13 protein-coding genes, 1 pseudogene and 1 riboswitch are annotated in these 14,872 nt (G+C 72.4%); of the genes and pseudogenes, 8 read left to right on the top strand and 6 right to left on the bottom strand.

What is annotated here, in order from left to right:
- Nucleotides 1–69: 69 nt before the first annotated feature.
- Together cdgB and AB0P17_RS29200 are read left to right on the top strand one after the other, a co-directional pair.
- Complete coding sequence (gene cdgB / locus AB0P17_RS29205) at nucleotides 70–1,875, top strand: diguanylate cyclase CdgB (RefSeq protein ID WP_365815291.1); 1,806 nt, start codon at nucleotides 70–72, stop codon at nucleotides 1,873–1,875.
- Between the two features lie 175 nt (nucleotides 1,876–2,050).
- Complete coding sequence (locus tag AB0P17_RS29200) at nucleotides 2,051–3,073, top strand: CBM35 domain-containing protein (protein ID WP_365815289.1); 1,023 nt, start codon at nucleotides 2,051–2,053, stop codon at nucleotides 3,071–3,073.
- A gap of 25 nt (nucleotides 3,074–3,098) precedes the next feature.
- Here AB0P17_RS29200 and AB0P17_RS29195 read toward each other — a convergent pair whose 3' ends face one another.
- The 3 genes and pseudogenes from AB0P17_RS29195 to AB0P17_RS29185 form a co-directional block, all read right to left on the bottom strand.
- On the bottom strand, nucleotides 3,099–4,073 hold the full coding sequence (locus tag AB0P17_RS29195; RefSeq protein ID WP_365815287.1) for a 1-phosphofructokinase family hexose kinase: 975 nt from the start codon (nucleotides 4,071–4,073) through the stop codon (nucleotides 3,099–3,101).
- A gap of 183 nt (nucleotides 4,074–4,256) precedes the next feature.
- Complete coding sequence (gene nagA / locus AB0P17_RS29190; RefSeq protein WP_365815285.1) at nucleotides 4,257–5,429, bottom strand: N-acetylglucosamine-6-phosphate deacetylase; 1,173 nt, start codon at nucleotides 5,427–5,429, stop codon at nucleotides 4,257–4,259.
- 227 nt (nucleotides 5,430–5,656) lie between these two features.
- A pseudogene (locus AB0P17_RS29185) lies at nucleotides 5,657–6,586 on the bottom strand (ROK family protein); the annotation flags it as partial.
- A gap of 321 nt (nucleotides 6,587–6,907) precedes the next feature.
- On the opposite strand from AB0P17_RS29185, the gene AB0P17_RS29180 reads away from it, so the two are divergent.
- From AB0P17_RS29180 to otsB, 3 genes are all read left to right on the top strand, one after another.
- Nucleotides 6,908–8,155: an extracellular solute-binding protein gene (locus AB0P17_RS29180; RefSeq protein WP_365815347.1), complete on the top strand. Its 1,248-nt coding sequence runs from the start codon at nucleotides 6,908–6,910 to the stop codon at nucleotides 8,153–8,155.
- A gap of 12 nt (nucleotides 8,156–8,167) precedes the next feature.
- On the top strand, nucleotides 8,168–8,479 hold the full coding sequence (locus tag AB0P17_RS29175; protein ID WP_365815283.1) for a DUF3263 domain-containing protein: 312 nt from the start codon (nucleotides 8,168–8,170) through the stop codon (nucleotides 8,477–8,479).
- Nucleotides 8,480–8,548: 69 nt separating this feature from the next.
- Nucleotides 8,549–9,391: a trehalose-phosphatase gene (otsB, locus tag AB0P17_RS29170; protein WP_365815281.1), complete on the top strand. Its 843-nt coding sequence runs from the start codon at nucleotides 8,549–8,551 to the stop codon at nucleotides 9,389–9,391.
- An 8-nt stretch (nucleotides 9,392–9,399) separates the two neighbouring features.
- Here otsB and AB0P17_RS29165 read toward each other — a convergent pair whose 3' ends face one another.
- The 3 genes from AB0P17_RS29165 to AB0P17_RS29155 form a co-directional block, all read right to left on the bottom strand.
- The gene (locus AB0P17_RS29165; protein WP_365815279.1) at nucleotides 9,400–10,962 is read right to left on the bottom strand and encodes a trehalose-6-phosphate synthase; all 1,563 of its coding nucleotides are present in this window, start codon (nucleotides 10,960–10,962) and stop codon (nucleotides 9,400–9,402) included.
- A 151-nt stretch (nucleotides 10,963–11,113) separates the two neighbouring features.
- On the bottom strand, nucleotides 11,114–11,272 hold the full coding sequence (locus tag AB0P17_RS29160; RefSeq protein WP_365815277.1) for a hypothetical protein: 159 nt from the start codon (nucleotides 11,270–11,272) through the stop codon (nucleotides 11,114–11,116).
- Between the two features lie 44 nt (nucleotides 11,273–11,316).
- A complete protein-coding gene (locus AB0P17_RS29155) occupies nucleotides 11,317–12,273 on the bottom strand; it encodes a glucosyl-3-phosphoglycerate synthase (protein ID WP_365815275.1) in 957 nt (318 codons plus the stop codon).
- Between the two features lie 225 nt (nucleotides 12,274–12,498).
- Nucleotides 12,499–12,626: riboswitch (SAM riboswitch) on the top strand.
- A gap of 17 nt (nucleotides 12,627–12,643) precedes the next feature.
- On the opposite strand from AB0P17_RS29155, the gene thrC reads away from it, so the two are divergent.
- The 3 genes from thrC (at nucleotide 12,644) to AB0P17_RS29140 (ending at nucleotide 14,871) form a co-directional block, all read left to right on the top strand.
- Nucleotides 12,644–13,936: a threonine synthase gene (gene thrC, locus AB0P17_RS29150; protein ID WP_365815273.1), complete on the top strand. Its 1,293-nt coding sequence runs from the start codon at nucleotides 12,644–12,646 to the stop codon at nucleotides 13,934–13,936.
- A gap of 96 nt (nucleotides 13,937–14,032) precedes the next feature.
- A complete protein-coding gene (locus tag AB0P17_RS29145; RefSeq protein WP_365815271.1) occupies nucleotides 14,033–14,308 on the top strand; it encodes a MoaD/ThiS family protein in 276 nt (91 codons plus the stop codon).
- Between the two features lie 359 nt (nucleotides 14,309–14,667).
- On the top strand, nucleotides 14,668–14,871 hold the full coding sequence (locus AB0P17_RS29140) for a cold-shock protein (RefSeq protein ID WP_005315736.1): 204 nt from the start codon (nucleotides 14,668–14,670) through the stop codon (nucleotides 14,869–14,871).
- Nucleotide 14,872 lies beyond the last annotated feature (1 nt).

Here is a 14,872-nt window from a genome sequence, read left to right as displayed (position 1 = left end):
GGGGACAGTGCCACACAAGCGCCGATGAGAATCCTGGAGTTGCTGTCGAGGTCTCGGGGAGAGCGAGCAATGGAGACCGAGTCGGAGCCGTACGTCCGTCTTGCGACCCTGCGGCAGTTGCACGAAGCCGTCGCAGAGCTCAACACCGCACGCAGTCTGGCGGACACCCTGCAGACCGTCGCCGACGGCGTCGTCACGGGGCTCGGCTATGAACTCGCCTGTGTGAATGTCGTCCAGGCCGACGGCGATCTCGTCGTCGCCGCCTTCGCGGGGAGCGCCGCCGCCGAGGCTCTGATCACCGGCCGGGTCGGCTCCCGTTCCTCCTGGGAGCGCCGGCTCGCCATGGGGGAGACCTGGGGTGACCTGCGGTTCATACCGCACACCGAGGGCTGGGTGCTGCTGGAGGACGACGTACCCCAGTGGTATACCGAAGGTCCCGAGCCCCGCTTCGAGGACGAATGGCACCCCGCCGACCGCCTCTACGCCCCGATGTACTCGGCCGCGCGCAAGGATCCGCCGGCGCACGCCGCCGGGCGCGGGGGCGAGCTGCTCGGCGTGATATCCGTCGACCGGCCGCGCGGGGGCCGGCGGCCGGGACCCTGGGGGCAGGAAGCGCTCCAGATGTACGCGTCCCAGGCGGCCATTGCGATCAGTAACGCCCGCCTCCGAGCAAACATGCAGCGCGCCCTCGTCCGCCTGGAGCGCGAGCAGCAGGCGCTCCGGGCCAGCGAGGAATCCTTCCGCCAGGCGTTCGAGTACGCGCCCAGCGGCATGGCCATCGCCGAGATGGGCGGCGACCAGCACGGCCGGCTGCTGCGCACCAACGACGCGCTCTGCCGCCTCCTGGGCCGCCCCGCCTCCGCGATGCGCCGCCACTCCTTCTCCGACCTCGTCCACCCCGAGGACATCGGCACGCTGCTGCGCACCTCCGCCGAGGGGGGCCGCGCCGAGCTGCGCCTCGGGCGGCGGGACGGCACGTACGTCTGGGTCTCGCTGCGCAACTCCGTCGTGGCGGACACGGCGGACGGCCCGCGCTTCCTCCTCACCCACGTCGAGGACATCGAGGAGCGCAAGAGCCGCGAACTCCAGCTCGCCCACCGGGCCTCGCACGACTCCCTCACCGGCCTGCCCAACAGCGCGGAGCTACGCTCCCGCCTCAGCTCTCGGCTCTGTTCGCGCCCGTTCGGCGTCCGGGAGACCGCCGTCGAGGCCCTGGACGCGGCGTACGGGGGGTACGAGGGCACCGTCCTGTACGAGCCCGGTTACGACGCGTACGACGGCCGTGGCGGCGGCGAGGGATACGCGGCCACCGGCGGCCCCGGCGACGGGTACTCCACCCACGACGGGTACGAGGAGAGCGCGGGCCGTCGCGGCGGCGTAGGCGCCGGTGGCGGTGGGATGCCGCCGCCCGGCTCCGGCGGCTTCGACGGCCATGTCCACCTCGTCGCGCCCGGCGAGGGCGCGGCGGACGACGGCACGAAGGGGCTCGCGGTCCTCTTCTGCGACCTCGACGGCTTCAAGTCCATCAACGACCGCTTCGGCCACAACACCGGCGACGAGGTCCTCATCGAGGTCGCGCGCCGGCTCACCACCGGAGTGCGGGACGGCGACACCGTGGCCCGGCTCGGCGGTGACGAATTCGTCGTCCTCGCGGACGGCCTCGGCTCGGCGGACGCCGCCGACCTCGCGGTGCGGCTGCGGAACGCGATCATTCCGCCGATCCGGGTGGACGGCAGGGCCGTCCGTGTCGGCGCGAGTTTCGGCATCAGCTGGGCGAGCTGCGGCATGTCCGTCGAGGAGGTCCTGCAATCCGCCGACCAGCGGATGTACGTCGAGAAGCGCTCGCGCAAGCAGGTCCACCGACGGGCGGGATGACCGGATCGCCGAGGCCGGGGCCGTTCGGGACAGGGCTGCTACAAGCCCGCGATCGGAAGTTCACCCGAGATCCGCAGACTGGCTGCCACCCGTCAAGACCCGTCCGTAGGCTTGCCCGTACGAGGTAGGCTCGGCCGGTCGGCGACGCTGGCGAGATGGTAAGGAGTGACCACCGATGACGGCCGGGAACAACGGCGCGAACAAGCCTGAGGACGACGACCCGTTCGGCTACCTGTACGAAGACGGACAGGCGGCGGCGGGCGCCGGCCAGCGGCGCCAGGGCGGTTACGGCTACCCGGGTCCGACCACTCAGCCGGGCGTCCCCAGGACGTCGTACAACCAGGTCAGGGCGGTCGGCGAGCGCCAGTACGGCGGTCAGCAGACGGCGCCGCCGCAGCAGGCGGCGTACGGCCAGCAGCAGGCGTACGGCCAGGCTCCGCAGGGCCAGCAGGCCCCCTCGCAGCACGGCGCCCACGGGCACGGCCACGGCCGGCAGAACGGCGCCGCCACCACCCAGGTCCCCGCCCAGCGCGGCGGACGTGGCAGCGGCGGCGGCCCGAACACGAGAGGCCTGCTGATCGGCGCGATCGCGGTGGTCGCGGTCGTGGTGATCGGTATCACAGCGGCGCTGCTCTCCAGCGGCGACGACAAGAACCAGGACGACAACGCCGGGCCCTCGGACCCGACCGTGTCGACCGGCCAGTCGCCGGAGGCGAGCGCCTCCGCGTCCGGCAAGGACGAGGAGAGCGGCGACGACACGTCCGCCGACGGCATCGGACTGCCCAAGCAGGACGCGGCGACCCTCAAGCTGGGGCCGCCCGCCGCGCTCGCCACGGACATAGAGGGAGCCGAGGGCACCAACGGCTCGTACGTGACCGGGTTCAACGCGGTCGGCGCCTCGGTGACCTGGACCGCCGAGGTCAAGGAGGCCGGCAACTACGCGCTCTCCGTCCGCTACGCCATCCCGGCCAAGGACGCCAACGCCACGCTGACCGTCAACGGCAAGGCGAACAACTCCCCTCTCGGGCTGAAGAATTTCATCAACTCCGACGACCCGGATCTGGCGAAGAACTGGCAGACCACGTGGGCGCCGGTCGAGCTCCAGGCGGGCAAGAACACCCTCAAGATCTCCTGCGAGCAGGGCAACCAGTGCGATGCCATCCTCGACTGGCTGGAAGTCACGCCCCCGAAGACGTGAGGGTCCGCCCCCGGTCCGGGCGGACTCATTCGCCCGCGCGGCGGGGGACTTCCGTCACCGTGACGCGCGGCAGCAGCTCCTCGTAGACCCGCGCGTCGAACTCGCCCGCCGCCGGGGCCAGTACCGTCGCCGCCGACAGCGCGACCGCCCGGCTGAGCCTGGCCGGCCACGGCAGGCGCTCCACGAGCCCGGAGAGCAGCCCCGCCACCGCCGAGTCGCCCGCGCCCGTCGGGTTGCCCCTGGCCGGTCCCGGTGGCGCCGCGCGCCAGGCGCCGTCCGGGGTGATCGCGATGATGCCGTCGGGGCCGAGCGAGGAGACGACCGCGTGGGCGCCGCGCCGCCGGGCGTCGTGCGTCGCGTGCACCGGCTCGCGGGAGCCGGTGAGCCGGGCGAGTTCGTCGGCGTTCGGCTTGACGAGGTCGGGGCGGGCGGCGACGCCCCGGCGCAGGGGTTCGCCGCTGGTGTCGAGGAGCGCCGGGACCCCGGCGGCGCGGGCCCGGCGGATCAGCTCGGCGTACGCGCCGACGTGGAGGCCCGGCGGCAGGCTGCCGCAGAGCGCCACGGCCTCGGCGCCGGTGCGCAGCAGCCGGTCGTAGTGGGAGAGGAAGCCGGTCCACTCGGCGGCGGAGACGACCGGACCCGGCTCGTTGAGCTGGGTGGTGTCGCCGGTCGAGGCGTCCACGACGGCGATGGTGCGGCGGGTGGCCCCGGCGATCGGCAGCAGCGCGTCGACCGGCCGCGCCGCGCGGGGCCGGCCGCTCCAGGCGGTGGGCCGGCCGCTGCCGCTCAGCAGCTCCCGCAGTACGTCGCCGGTCCGGCCGCCCGCGAACCCGGTGACCACGGCCTCGTGCCCCAGCGCGGTCAGCACGCGCGCGACGTTCACGCCCTTGCCGCCGGGGCGTTCGACGACCTCGCTGACGCGGTGGGTGGTGTGCGGGACGAGCGCGGGCGTGTGGTACGTGATGTCCAGCGCGGTGTTGAGCGTCACCGTGAGGATCATCCATCCCCCTGCCTGGGTACGCGGTCGCGTGATGGAGCGCCGAAGCGATCATGTCAAAAAGAGCGCCCTTGGCCCAGACCCCGGGCCGACCGCTTCGGGGATCCGCGTGCGCGGGTCAGCCGAGGCGCGGTCGCCCTTGGCCCAGATCCCGGGCCGACCGCTTCGGGGATCCGCGTGCGCGGGTCAGCCGAGGCGCGGGTCGACCACCCACTCCCCCTTGCGCAGCACGCCCTTGAGCCCGAACTCCGCGTCCAGCACCACCGCGTCGGCGTCCTTGCCGGGCTCCAGCGAGCCGATCCGGTCGTACGCGCCGAGCAGCCGCGCCGGGTTCGCGGAGATCGCCCGGACGATGTCCTCCACCGGCAGCCGGTCCACCGTCGCCGCCCGCCGGAACGCCGTGTCCTGCGTCAGCGTCGAGCCCGCGATCGAGCCGCCGTCCACCAGCCGCGCCACACCGTCCGTCACCTCGACGGCGAGCGGGCCGAGTTCGTAGCGCCCGTCGCCGAAGCCCGCCGCGTCCATCGCGTCCGTCACGAACGCGACCCGGTCGGCACCCGCGCGGTGGAAGGCCAGCTCCAGGGCGGCCGGGTGCAGATGCGTACCGTCGTTGATCAGCTCGACGGTGACCCGCCCGTCCTCCAGCAGCGCGGCGATCGGCCCAGGTGCCCGGTGGCCGAGCGGCGGCATCGCGTTGAAGAGGTGCGTGGCGACGGTCGCGCCCGCGTCGATGGCCTCGACGGTCTGCTCGTACGTGGCGTCCGTGTGCCCGATCGCGGCGATCACGCCGTGCTCCGCCAGCAGCCGTACGGACTCGATGCCGCCGGGGAGTTCGGTGGCGAGGGTGACCATCCTGGCCGTGCCGCGCGCCGCGTCGATCAGCTTGCGCACCTCGGCCGGGTCGGGGGCGCGCAGCAGTTCCTCGCTGTGGGCGCCCTTGCGGCAGGGGGAGATGAACGGTCCCTCGAAGTGGATTCCGGCGAGGTCGCCCTGCTCGACCAGTTCGGAGAGGAGCCCGGCGCGCTGGGCGAGGAAGTCCATCTCGCCGGTGACGGTGGAGGCGACGAGTGTGGTGGTGCCGTGCTCGCGGTGCGTCCGGATGCCCTTGAGCACGTCGTCCACGGAACCGGAGGTGAAGGAGGCGCCGCCGCCGCCGTGGTTGTGGAGGTCGACGAAGCCGGGGACGAGCCAGTGGCCCGTCAGGTCCAGTGTGGCGGCGTCCGCCGGGGCGTGGCCCGCGATCCGGCCGCCCTGGACGATCACCCGCCCGCCGTCCACGGTCCCGGTGGGCAGCACCACCCGGGCGCCGGTGAGGACGACGGGTTCGGCGCGTACGGCGGATGTGGCGCGAGCGGCCATCAGGCGGTTACCTCCGGGGCGAGTGGAAGCCCGACGGACGGCCCGTCGGGGTGGGAGGGAGCGGGGGAAGGCGCGGATGGGGAAGCGGGGGCGGACGAGGAGGCCGCCGGGGACGATGTGGATGAAGGGGCCGCCGGGGATGCCGGGGCCGCCGGGGACGACGCGGCCGCCGGGGACGACCGGGGCGGCGGGGGCGACGTGGACGACCCGGGCCGCGGGCCGCCGTCGAGCAGGTCCCAGGCGAGCAGCCCCGCCCCCAGGCACCCGGCCGTGTCCCCGAGCGCCGCCGGGACGATCTCGGGGAGCTTCTGGAACGTCACCCGCTCGGCCACCGCCCCGCGCAGCGGCGTGAACAGGGTGTCGCCCGCCTCCGCGAGGCCGCCGCCGATGATCAGGGTGCCCGGGTCCAGCAGCGTGACCGCGGTGACCAGGCCGGCGGCCAGGGCGTCGACCGCGTCGTGCCAGACCCGTACGGCAGCCGGGTCGCCGGAGTCGACGGCCCGGGCGCACTGCGCCGCGTCCGCCTCCGGGTCGCCGCTCGCCAGCCGCCACGCGCGGGTCACCGCGGCGGCGGACGCCAGGGTCTCCAGACAGCCGCGCTGCCCGCAGCCGCACACGGGCCCGTCCGGGCGGACCACGACATGGCCGATCTCGCCGGCCGAGCCGTGGGCGCCGGCCTCTATGGCGCCGCCGATGCCGATGGCCCCGGCGATGCCCGTGCCCAGCGGTACGAACAGGAACCGGTCCGCGCCCCGGCCCGCGCCGAGCCGCCCCTCGGCCAGGCCGCCGGTGCGTACGTCGTGACCCAGGGCCACCGGGGCGCCGTCCAGCCGCGCCGCGAGCAGGTCCCGCAGCGGCAGGTCGCTCCAGCCCAGGTTCGCGGCGTACACGGCGATGCCGCGCTCCGCGTCGATGATGCCGGGCACGGCGATCCCGGCGGCCACCGCGCCCGCGCCGTAGTGCTCGACGCCGTACGCGCGCAGCTCCGCCGCGAAGCCGAGGATGGTCTCGACGACGGCCTCGGGGCCGCGTTCCCTGCCGGTCGCGCGCCGCGCCTCGTACAGCAGCGTGCCGTCCGCGCCGACGAGGGCGGCCTTCATCCCGGTGCCGCCCACGTCCAGGGCGATGACGTGTCTGACGTGCCTGTCGGATCTCACGTGGACAGTCTCGCCTGCGGATCCTGAAAGGTCTAGTCCACTACGCCCGCCGCCTCCGGATTGTTGTCTGTGCATACAAAAGAACAGAACATTCACGCCGTGTGGACCCGGGAAATCAGACGTTGCGGAAGCGCAACCGCCGCCCCGTAGACCTCAAACTGCCCATGAGGGAAAATCACTTGCTCGATTGTCAGTACTCGGCAGTCCACAACAGTGCGTCATGGGGGACCGGTCAGGGCCTTACGCGCAGCGAAAGAACGACAAAGGCAGGGGAACAGACCTGTGCGACCTGTACGACAGCGCCATCACGGTTACCGGACAATGGCGGCGGTGGTGGCCGTATGTGGCCTGACGGCGGCGCTGGCGGGGTGCGGAGGGACACCGGCGGCCCGGGATGTCACGCTCAAGGTGGTCGCCGCGGAGTACGGCACCAACGCCGACGACAGCTCCAGGAATTACTGGGAGTCCTTGGCGAGTTCGTTCGAGGCCGACAATCCCGGAATCAAGATCCAGGTTTCCATCCGGCCGTGGAAGACGATCGACACCGATGTCGCGCGGATGGTCGAGGAGGGCAAGGCCCCCGACATCGCGCAGATCGGTTCGTACGCCCACTATGCCAAGGACGGCAGGCTCTACGCCGCCGATGATCTGCTCTCCATACCCACGCAGTCGAACTTTCTCGACCAGCTCTCGGAGGCCGGAGAGGTCAACCGTATTCAGTACGGGATGCCCTTCGTCGCCTCGACCCGGCTGCTCTTCTACAACAAGGACCTCTTCGAATCGGCCGGGGTGAGCGCCCCGAAGGACTGGGACGACATCAAGGCGGACGCCGAGGCGCTCAAGGCGGACGGTGTGACGACCCCGTTCGCGCTGCCGCTCGGCACGGAGGAGGCGCAGGGCGAGACCCTGATGTGGCTGCTGAGCGGCGGGGGCGGCTACACGGACAACGCGGACGGCTCGTACAGCATCGACTCGCCGACGAACGTCAAGACCTTCACCTGGCTCCAGAAGGACCTCGTCGGGGCGGGGCTGACCGGCCCGGTCCCGCCCAAGGAGCTGGACCGCGCCACCGCCTTCAAGGCGTTCACCAGCGGCCAGGTCGGGATGCTCAACGGCCATCCGACGCTGATGAAGGACGCGGCGAAGCGGGGCGTCAAGGTCGGCATGGTGCCGCTGCCCGGCGCGGACGGCAAGGCGGCACCGTCGGTCGGTGTCGCCGACTGGATCATGGGGTTCAAGCAGAACGGTCACCGCGAGGAGATCGGCAAGTTCCTGAACTTCTCGTACGAGGACAAGAACGTGCTGAGCTTCGCCGGCCAGTACGACCTGCTGCCGGTCACCTACAGCGCCAACGAGACGATGCTCGCGGACCCGGAGCACAAGGACCTGAGGACGTTCCTGACGGCGCTGCCCGACTCGGAGCTGTTCCCGTACGGCAAGGACTCGTGGTCGCGGGTGAGCGAGAGCTTCAAGAAGAACATCGGCAAAGCCGTCGAGCGCGGCGCCAGCCCGCAGGCGGTGCTGGGGCAGGTCGCCAGGGACGCGTCGGCGGCGGAGGCGTCCGAGTAGCGTGTCACCGACATGACCACGCCCGAGACCGAGCCCGGGACCGGGCCCGCTCCTGCCGCCGAGCCCGGGACCGGGCCCGCCCCTGCCGCCGAGCCCGCCCCGGGGCTCTCCGCGCGGGACCGGGCCGTACTCGCCATGGAGGGGCGCGGCTGGCCGGGCCCCGGCGCCAAGGAGCGGGAGATCCGTGAGCGACTGGGCCTCTCCCCGACGCGCTACTACCAGCTCCTGAACGCGCTGCTGGACGACCCGGCGGCGGCGGAGCACGACCCGGTGACGGTCAACCGGCTCCGCCGGGTCAGGGCGGCGCGCCGCGAACGCCGCTGACCGGGGCCGTACGGGCCGGGTTTCCGCCCGTACGGCCCGTACGGCGGCCGACGTGGATAAGGTCGGAGCATGGGCAGCCACTCGTACTCCCTGCCGCAGCCGACCACCCCCGCCGGCGCCGACGGCCTGGCCGCGCTCCTCGCCCGGCCCGGCGGAGCCGTCGTCGCGCTCGACTTCGACGGCACCCTCGCCGACATCGTCCCCGACCCCGAACAGGCCCGCGCCCACGAGCGCGCGCTCCCCGCCCTCGCCGCCCTCGCGCCGCGCGTCGCCTCCGTCGCGGTGGTCACCGGCCGCCCCGCCGAGGTCGCGGTACGGTACGGCGGCTTCGCCGGGGTGCCAGGGCTGGAACACCTCGTCGTCCTCGGCCACTACGGCGCCGAGCGCTGGGACGCCGTCTCCGGTACGGTCCACGCCCCCGCCCCGCACGAGGGCGTCGCGGCGGTACGCGCCGAACTCCCCGGCTTCCTCGAACAGTTCAGCGCCTGGCGCGGCACCTGGATCGAGGAGAAGGGCCGGGCGGTCGCCGTCCACACCCGCCGCGCCACCGACCCCCGGGCGGCCTTCGAGGCGCTGCGCGACCCCCTCGCCGAACTCGCCGCGCGCCACGGCCTGATCGTCGAACCGGGCCGCATGGTCCTGGAGCTGCGCCCGCCGGGCGTCGACAAGGGCGTGGCGCTGCTGGAGTACGTCCGCGAGGTCGGCGCCGAGACCGTCCTGTACGCGGGCGACGACCTGGGCGACCTGCCGGCCTACGCGGCCGTCGAGAAGCTCCGCTCGGAGGGCCACCCGGGCCTGCTGGTCGCCAGCGGCACCGAAGTCCCCGAACTGGCCGAACGGGCCGACCTCGTCCTCCCGGGCCCGGCCGCCCTGGCGGACTTCCTGGCCGCTCTGGTTCCGGCCATGGGCTGAGAGGGGCCTCAGGCCCGCAGCGCCTCCAGCTGGTCCAGGAACCAGCGCTGCGGCGGCAGTGCCGTCGCCGCCGCGGCCAGGCGCTTGGCGCGGTCCGCTCGGTCGGCGGCGGGCATGGTCAGGGCCTCGTGGAGGGCGTCGGCCGTCGCGCCGATGTCGTACGGGTTCACCACCAGCGCGTCCTCGCCCAGCTCCGCGCAGGCGCCCGCCTCCCGGGAGAGGACCAGCGCGCAGGCGCGCTCCGAGAGGACGGGGATCTCCTTCGCGACCAGGTTCATGCCGTCGCGGATGGGGTTGACCAGCGCCACGTCGGCCAGGCGGTACGCGGCCAGGGAGCGGGCGAAGTCGTCGAGGACGTGCAGCACGACCGGGGTCCAGCCGGGCGTGCCCAGCTCCGCGTTGACCGCGTCGGCGGTCCGCCGGACCTCCGCCGTGTAGTCGCGGTAGACCGCCAGGTCCTGCCGGGAGGGGTACGCGAAGGCGACGTGGACCACGCGCTCGCGCCATTCAGGGTGGTCGAGCAGGAACTGCCGGTAGGCGAGCAGGCCCCGGACGATGTTCTTGGACAGCTCCGTACGGTCCACCCGGACGATCGTCTTCCGGTCGGCCCCGTCCGCCGTCCTGCCGATCTGTTCGCGCAGGGTCACCATCCGCTCGGCCACGTCCGGGCGGTGCGCCCGCTCGCGCAGGAAGTCGCCGTCCGCGCCCAGGCCGTGGACCGCGAGGTAGGTCCGGCCGTCCGCCGGGCCGTCACCGGCGCGCGGGCAGGTGAGGTACGGCGGCCCGCCGTCCACGGCGCCGTCGTCCGGCCAGTGCGCCGTCAGCCCGCGCCCCGCCAGCACGGCGCGGGCGCACTCCTTGAACGCCCCCGCCCACCGCCGGGTGAGGAAGCCCAGCCGGTCGGCGCCGAGCAGGCCCAGCAGCAGCCGTTCCGCGATGTCGTCGGGCAGCAGCCGGAAGTACTCCGGCGGCGCCCACGGCGTGTGCGAGAAGTGCCCGATCCTGAGGTCGGGGCGGAGCGCCCGGAGCATCCCCGGGACCAGCGCCAGGTGGTAGTCCTGCACGAGGACCGCCGCGCCCTCTGCCGCCTCCTGCGCCAGCGCCTCGGCGAAGGCGCGGTTGTACGTCTCGTACGCCGCCCACCGCTCGCGGAACTCCGGGCCGAAGGACGGCTCCAGGGGGGTCTGGTAGAGCATGTGGTGGACGAACCAGAGCGTGGAGTTGGCGACGTCGTTGTACGCGGCGGCGTACACCTCGGGCTCGATGCCCAGCATCCGTACCCGCTGCCCGCCCGTGTCGGCCGGGTCGAGGCGGCCCTCCGTGCGCCGCACGGCCTCCCGGTCGCCCTCGCCGAGCGCCGCGCACACCCAGATGGCGTCGTCGTCCGAGCCGATGGCCGACAGCCCCGACACCAGTCCGCCGCCGCCGCGCCGGGCCTCCAGCGTCCCGTCGTCGTGCCGTGTGTACGAGACGGGGCCGCGGTTGGAGGCCACGAGGACACGGGCGGGCGCGGGGGTGCCGGTGGCGGCCGGCTCGGAGGGTCCGGAAGCTTCTGACGGCTCGGTAACCATGTCGCGAAACCTAGCCCGTCCCGGAAACGCTCAAACGTACGGCTCGTGTGACATCCCCGGCCCCGGGAGCCCCTTCCACCCGGAGGCCGCCCGGATGCCGACCGGAGACCGCTCGGAGGCTGCCCCTCCGGGGGGTTGTCCGGCGGGCTCTCTAGTCGCGCCGGCCGCGCGCGGCGGCCAGCGCGACCACCGCCGCGGCCGTCAGCGCGAACGTCATCCCGCCCAGCAGCCACAGCCGCTCGGCCGTGGTGCCGACCTGCGCCAGCACCACCCAGGTCAGTTCCGAAGCCCCCGAAAACGTGCGATTCATTTCCATGAGGGAGCAATCTAGGCAAATAGTGCGATGATCCGACGCTACGCCGCGCGTCCGGCCGTGTACTCCGCGATCTCCCGCATCGGCGGCCGCTCCTCCGTGTCCACCGGGTGTGTCCGCGGTACGAAGCCGTCCTCGCCCCGCTCGAACTGCGTCAGCCGCGGCCGTACGAGATGGCCCCGCTGGAGCCGCAGCTGCGCCGTGCGGTAGATCGCCGCGGCCATCCGCCCCAGCGCCCGGTCGTCCTGGTGGCGGTGGAGCCGTACACCCACGTCCACCTGGGCCAGCGCGTCGAGCCCCACCGTGTGCAGCGCGTCCACCAGCAGGCCCAGCTCCACGCCGTACCCCACCGGGAACGGCAGCCGCTCCAGCAGCGAGCGGCGCGCCGCGTACTCCCCGCCCAGCGGCTGGACGAAGCCCGCCAGCCGGGGCCAGTGCAGGTTGAGCAGCGGGCGCGCCACCAGCTCGGTCACCCGCCCGCCCTGGCCGGCCTCCGGCGCCGGCCCCTGGCGCAGCGGGCGGTCGTACATCGCCTTCACGAACTGCACCTCGGGCTCGGTGAGCAGCGGGCCCACGATCCCCGAGACGAAATCCGGCGAGAACTCCCGCAGATCGGCGTCGACGAAGCACACGATGTCACCGCGCGTCACCAGCAGCGACCGCCACAGCACCTCGCCCTTGCCGGGCAGCGCGGGCAGCCGCGGCAGGATCGTGTCCCGGTGGACGACCCGCGCGCCCGCCGCCGCGGCGACCTCGGCCGTACGGTCGGCGGAGCCGGAGTCGATCACCACCAGCTCGTCGACCAGCCGCACCCGCTCCATCAGCTCGCGCCGGATGACGGCGACTATCGCGCCGACCGTCTCCTGCTCGTCGAGCGCCGGCAGGACCACGCTCACCGTGGCGCCGCGCGCCGCCTTCGCCGCCAGGAGCCGGTCGAGCGTACGGTCCCCCGCCGACCAGGAACGCCTGGTCAGCCAGTGCTCCACCTCTTCCAGCACGTTCGGTACTCCCTGCGCGCGTTCTCGGTCAGGTACGTGATGTCTCATGGCTCGTACGTCGGCACGCACGTTGGCGCACATGCCGCAACGTGATCCATCTCGCGGTGCGGACGACTATCTCAACCCTCCGCCCCTTCGGTTACAGTCTTGAACAACGTGAATGACCACGGCATGCCGGGGTCAGGACGTGAACAAACGCACCGGACCAAGGCTCCGGCGCCATAGCGCTCATCCAGAGGGACTGAGGGAACGGCCCGTTGAAGTCCCGGCAACCCTCCCGCCGACCATGAGGTCACGGTGGGGAAGGTGCCAATTCCGTCTCGTGGCGAAGTACGTCGCGAGGAAGATGAGGAGAAAGGGCCTCGCCATCATGGCTGTGCAGACCGTCCGGAGCGGTACCGACGCGACCGTCGACCTCGGACCCGCCGCCGCACTCTCGTGCCGCGAATGCGGAGAGCGTTTCGACCTCGGCCCCATCTTCGCCTGCGCGAGCTGTTTCGGGCCGCTCGAAGTCGCGTACGACCTGCCGAGCGGCGGCCCCGAAGAGCTGAAGAAGCGCATCGCCGAGGGCCCGGACAACATCTGGCGGTACGCGCCGCTGCTGCCGGTCCCCGCGGACGTCGCCTCGAAGCCCAGCCTCAACCCCGGTTTCACCAAGCTGGTCAAGGCCGACAACCTCGCCCGTGAGCTGGGGATCACCGGCTCGCTCCACATCAAGGACGACTCCGGCAACCCGACGCACTCCTTCAAGGACCGCGTCGTCGCCATCGCCGTCGAGGCCGCGCGCGCCTTCGGCTTCACCACCCTCTCCTGCTCCTCCACCGGCAACCTCGCGGGCGCCGTCGGCGCCGCCGCGGCCCGCGCCGGTTTCCGCTCCTGCGTCTTCATCCCGCACGACCTGGAGCAGGGCAAGGTCGTCATGGCCGCGGTGTACGGCGGCGAGCTGGTCGGCATCGAGGGCAACTACGACGACGTCAACCGCTTCTGCTCCGAGCTCATCGGCGACCCGCTGGGCGAGGGCTGGGGCTTCGTCAACGTCAACCTGCGGCCGTACTACGGAGAGGGCTCCAAGACCCTCGCGTACGAGATCTGCGAGCAGCTCGGCTGGCGGCTGCCGGACCAGATCGTCATCCCGATCGCCTCGGGATCGCAGCTCACGAAGATCGACAAGGGGCTCCAGGAGCTGATCAGGCTGGGTCTCGTCGAGGACCGCCCCTACAAGATCTTCGGCGCCCAGGCCGAGGGCTGCTCGCCGGTCTCCACCGCCTTCAAGGCCGGCCACGACGTCGTACGGCCGCAGAAGCCGGACACCATCGCCAAGTCCCTGGCGATCGGCAACCCGGCCGACGGCCCGTACGTCCTGGACATCGCCCGGCGCACCGGCGGCGCGGTGGAGGACGTGAACGACGAGCAGATCGTCGACGCGATCAAGCTGCTGGCGCGCACCGAGGGCATCTTCGCCGAGACCGCGGGCGGGGTGACCGTCGGCGTGACGAAGAAGCTCATCGAGACCGGCGTCCTCGACCCGGCCCTCACCACGGTCGTCCTCAACACCGGTGACGGGCTCAAGACGCTGGACGCCGTGGCGCCGACGACCGGTCCGACGGCGACGATCCGCCCGAGTCTCGACGCGTTCCGCGAAGCCGGTCTTGCCGCGAGCTGATCACGCGGCCAAGCTGACCCCGCTGACGAACCGATGATCCGTCAGGCCGACCACCGACCACCGACTCCGACTTCGACTTCGCAGAAAGGTCCCATCATGAGCGTCAAGGTCCGTATCCCCACCATCCTCCGCACCTACACCGCCGGCCAGGCCGAAGTCCCCGCGGAGGGCGCGAACCTCTCCGAGGTCATCCAGTCCCTGGAGACGAGCCACCCGGGCATCGCCGCGCGTGTCCTGGACGACGACGGCAAGCTGCGCCGCTTCGTGAACGTGTACGTGAACGACGACGACGTCCGCTTCGAGCAGGGCCTGGAGACCGCCACCCCGGCGGGCGCGGGCATCTCCATCATCCCGGCGGTCGCCGGAGGCTGACGCCGCCGCGCTCCGTAAGGGAAACGGTCCTCTCCGCGACAGAAGCGGAGGGGACCGTTCTACATGGTTGAGCACGGTAGAGTGTGGGAACGCCCCGCCGTCGCCCGCTCCGAACGCGAGCGAGAACGCGACAACATGAGGGCAAAGTCCTGGCGCCGTATGTGGTGTACGTACCCTTTGCCCGGCCCGACTTGCCCCGGAACGCAGTGGATTCAGCACTATGCGTGTTCGGCCAGGCCCAGATTTCTCGTCCGATTGACCTGTTGCAGAGGGCAGTTGGGCAGATACATTCAGCCGCGGTCGACGCGTTCCGGCGCGAAGTGTGGCCCCGTCCAAGGGCCAGTAATAGGGGAGTTGGCATGGCTCAGGGCACCGTCAAGTGGTTCAACGCGGAGAAGGGCTACGGCTTCATCGCGGTCGACGGTGGTGCGGATGTATTCGTCCACTACAGCGCGATCCAGATGGACGGTTACCGCACCCTTGAAGAAGGTCAGCGAGTGGAGTTCGAGATCTCGCAGGGCCAGAAGGGTCCGCAGGCGGACATGGTCAAGCTCGCCGTCTGAT

It is taken from the genome of Streptomyces sp. NPDC088124 (assembly GCF_040685895.1).
GTDB lineage: Bacteria > Actinomycetota > Actinomycetes > Streptomycetales > Streptomycetaceae > Streptomyces.
Note: the sequence above shows the minus strand (reverse complement) of the source record. Positions and strands in the feature narration are given on the sequence as shown.

Excerpts from the sequence above, each read along its gene's own strand:
- cdgB (WP_365815291.1), top strand. The coding sequence starts at position 70 with ATGGAGACCGAGTCGGAGCCGTACGTCCGTCTTGCGACCCTGCGGCAG.
- AB0P17_RS29200 (WP_365815289.1), top strand. The coding sequence starts at position 2,051 with ATGACGGCCGGGAACAACGGCGCGAACAAGCCTGAGGACGACGACCCG.
- AB0P17_RS29195 (WP_365815287.1), bottom strand. The coding sequence starts at position 4,073 with ATGATCCTCACGGTGACGCTCAACACCGCGCTGGACATCACGTACCAC.
- nagA (WP_365815285.1), bottom strand. The coding sequence starts at position 5,429 with ATGGCCGCTCGCGCCACATCCGCCGTACGCGCCGAACCCGTCGTCCTC.
- AB0P17_RS29180 (WP_365815347.1), top strand. The coding sequence starts at position 6,908 with ATGGCGGCGGTGGTGGCCGTATGTGGCCTGACGGCGGCGCTGGCGGGG.
- AB0P17_RS29175 (WP_365815283.1), top strand. The coding sequence starts at position 8,168 with ATGACCACGCCCGAGACCGAGCCCGGGACCGGGCCCGCTCCTGCCGCC.
- otsB (WP_365815281.1), top strand. The coding sequence starts at position 8,549 with ATGGGCAGCCACTCGTACTCCCTGCCGCAGCCGACCACCCCCGCCGGC.
- AB0P17_RS29165 (WP_365815279.1), bottom strand. The coding sequence starts at position 10,962 with ATGGTTACCGAGCCGTCAGAAGCTTCCGGACCCTCCGAGCCGGCCGCC.
- AB0P17_RS29160 (WP_365815277.1), bottom strand. The coding sequence starts at position 11,272 with ATGAATCGCACGTTTTCGGGGGCTTCGGAACTGACCTGGGTGGTGCTG.
- thrC (WP_365815273.1), top strand. The coding sequence starts at position 12,644 with ATGGCTGTGCAGACCGTCCGGAGCGGTACCGACGCGACCGTCGACCTC.
- AB0P17_RS29145 (WP_365815271.1), top strand. The coding sequence starts at position 14,033 with ATGAGCGTCAAGGTCCGTATCCCCACCATCCTCCGCACCTACACCGCC.
- AB0P17_RS29140 (WP_005315736.1), top strand. The coding sequence starts at position 14,668 with ATGGCTCAGGGCACCGTCAAGTGGTTCAACGCGGAGAAGGGCTACGGC.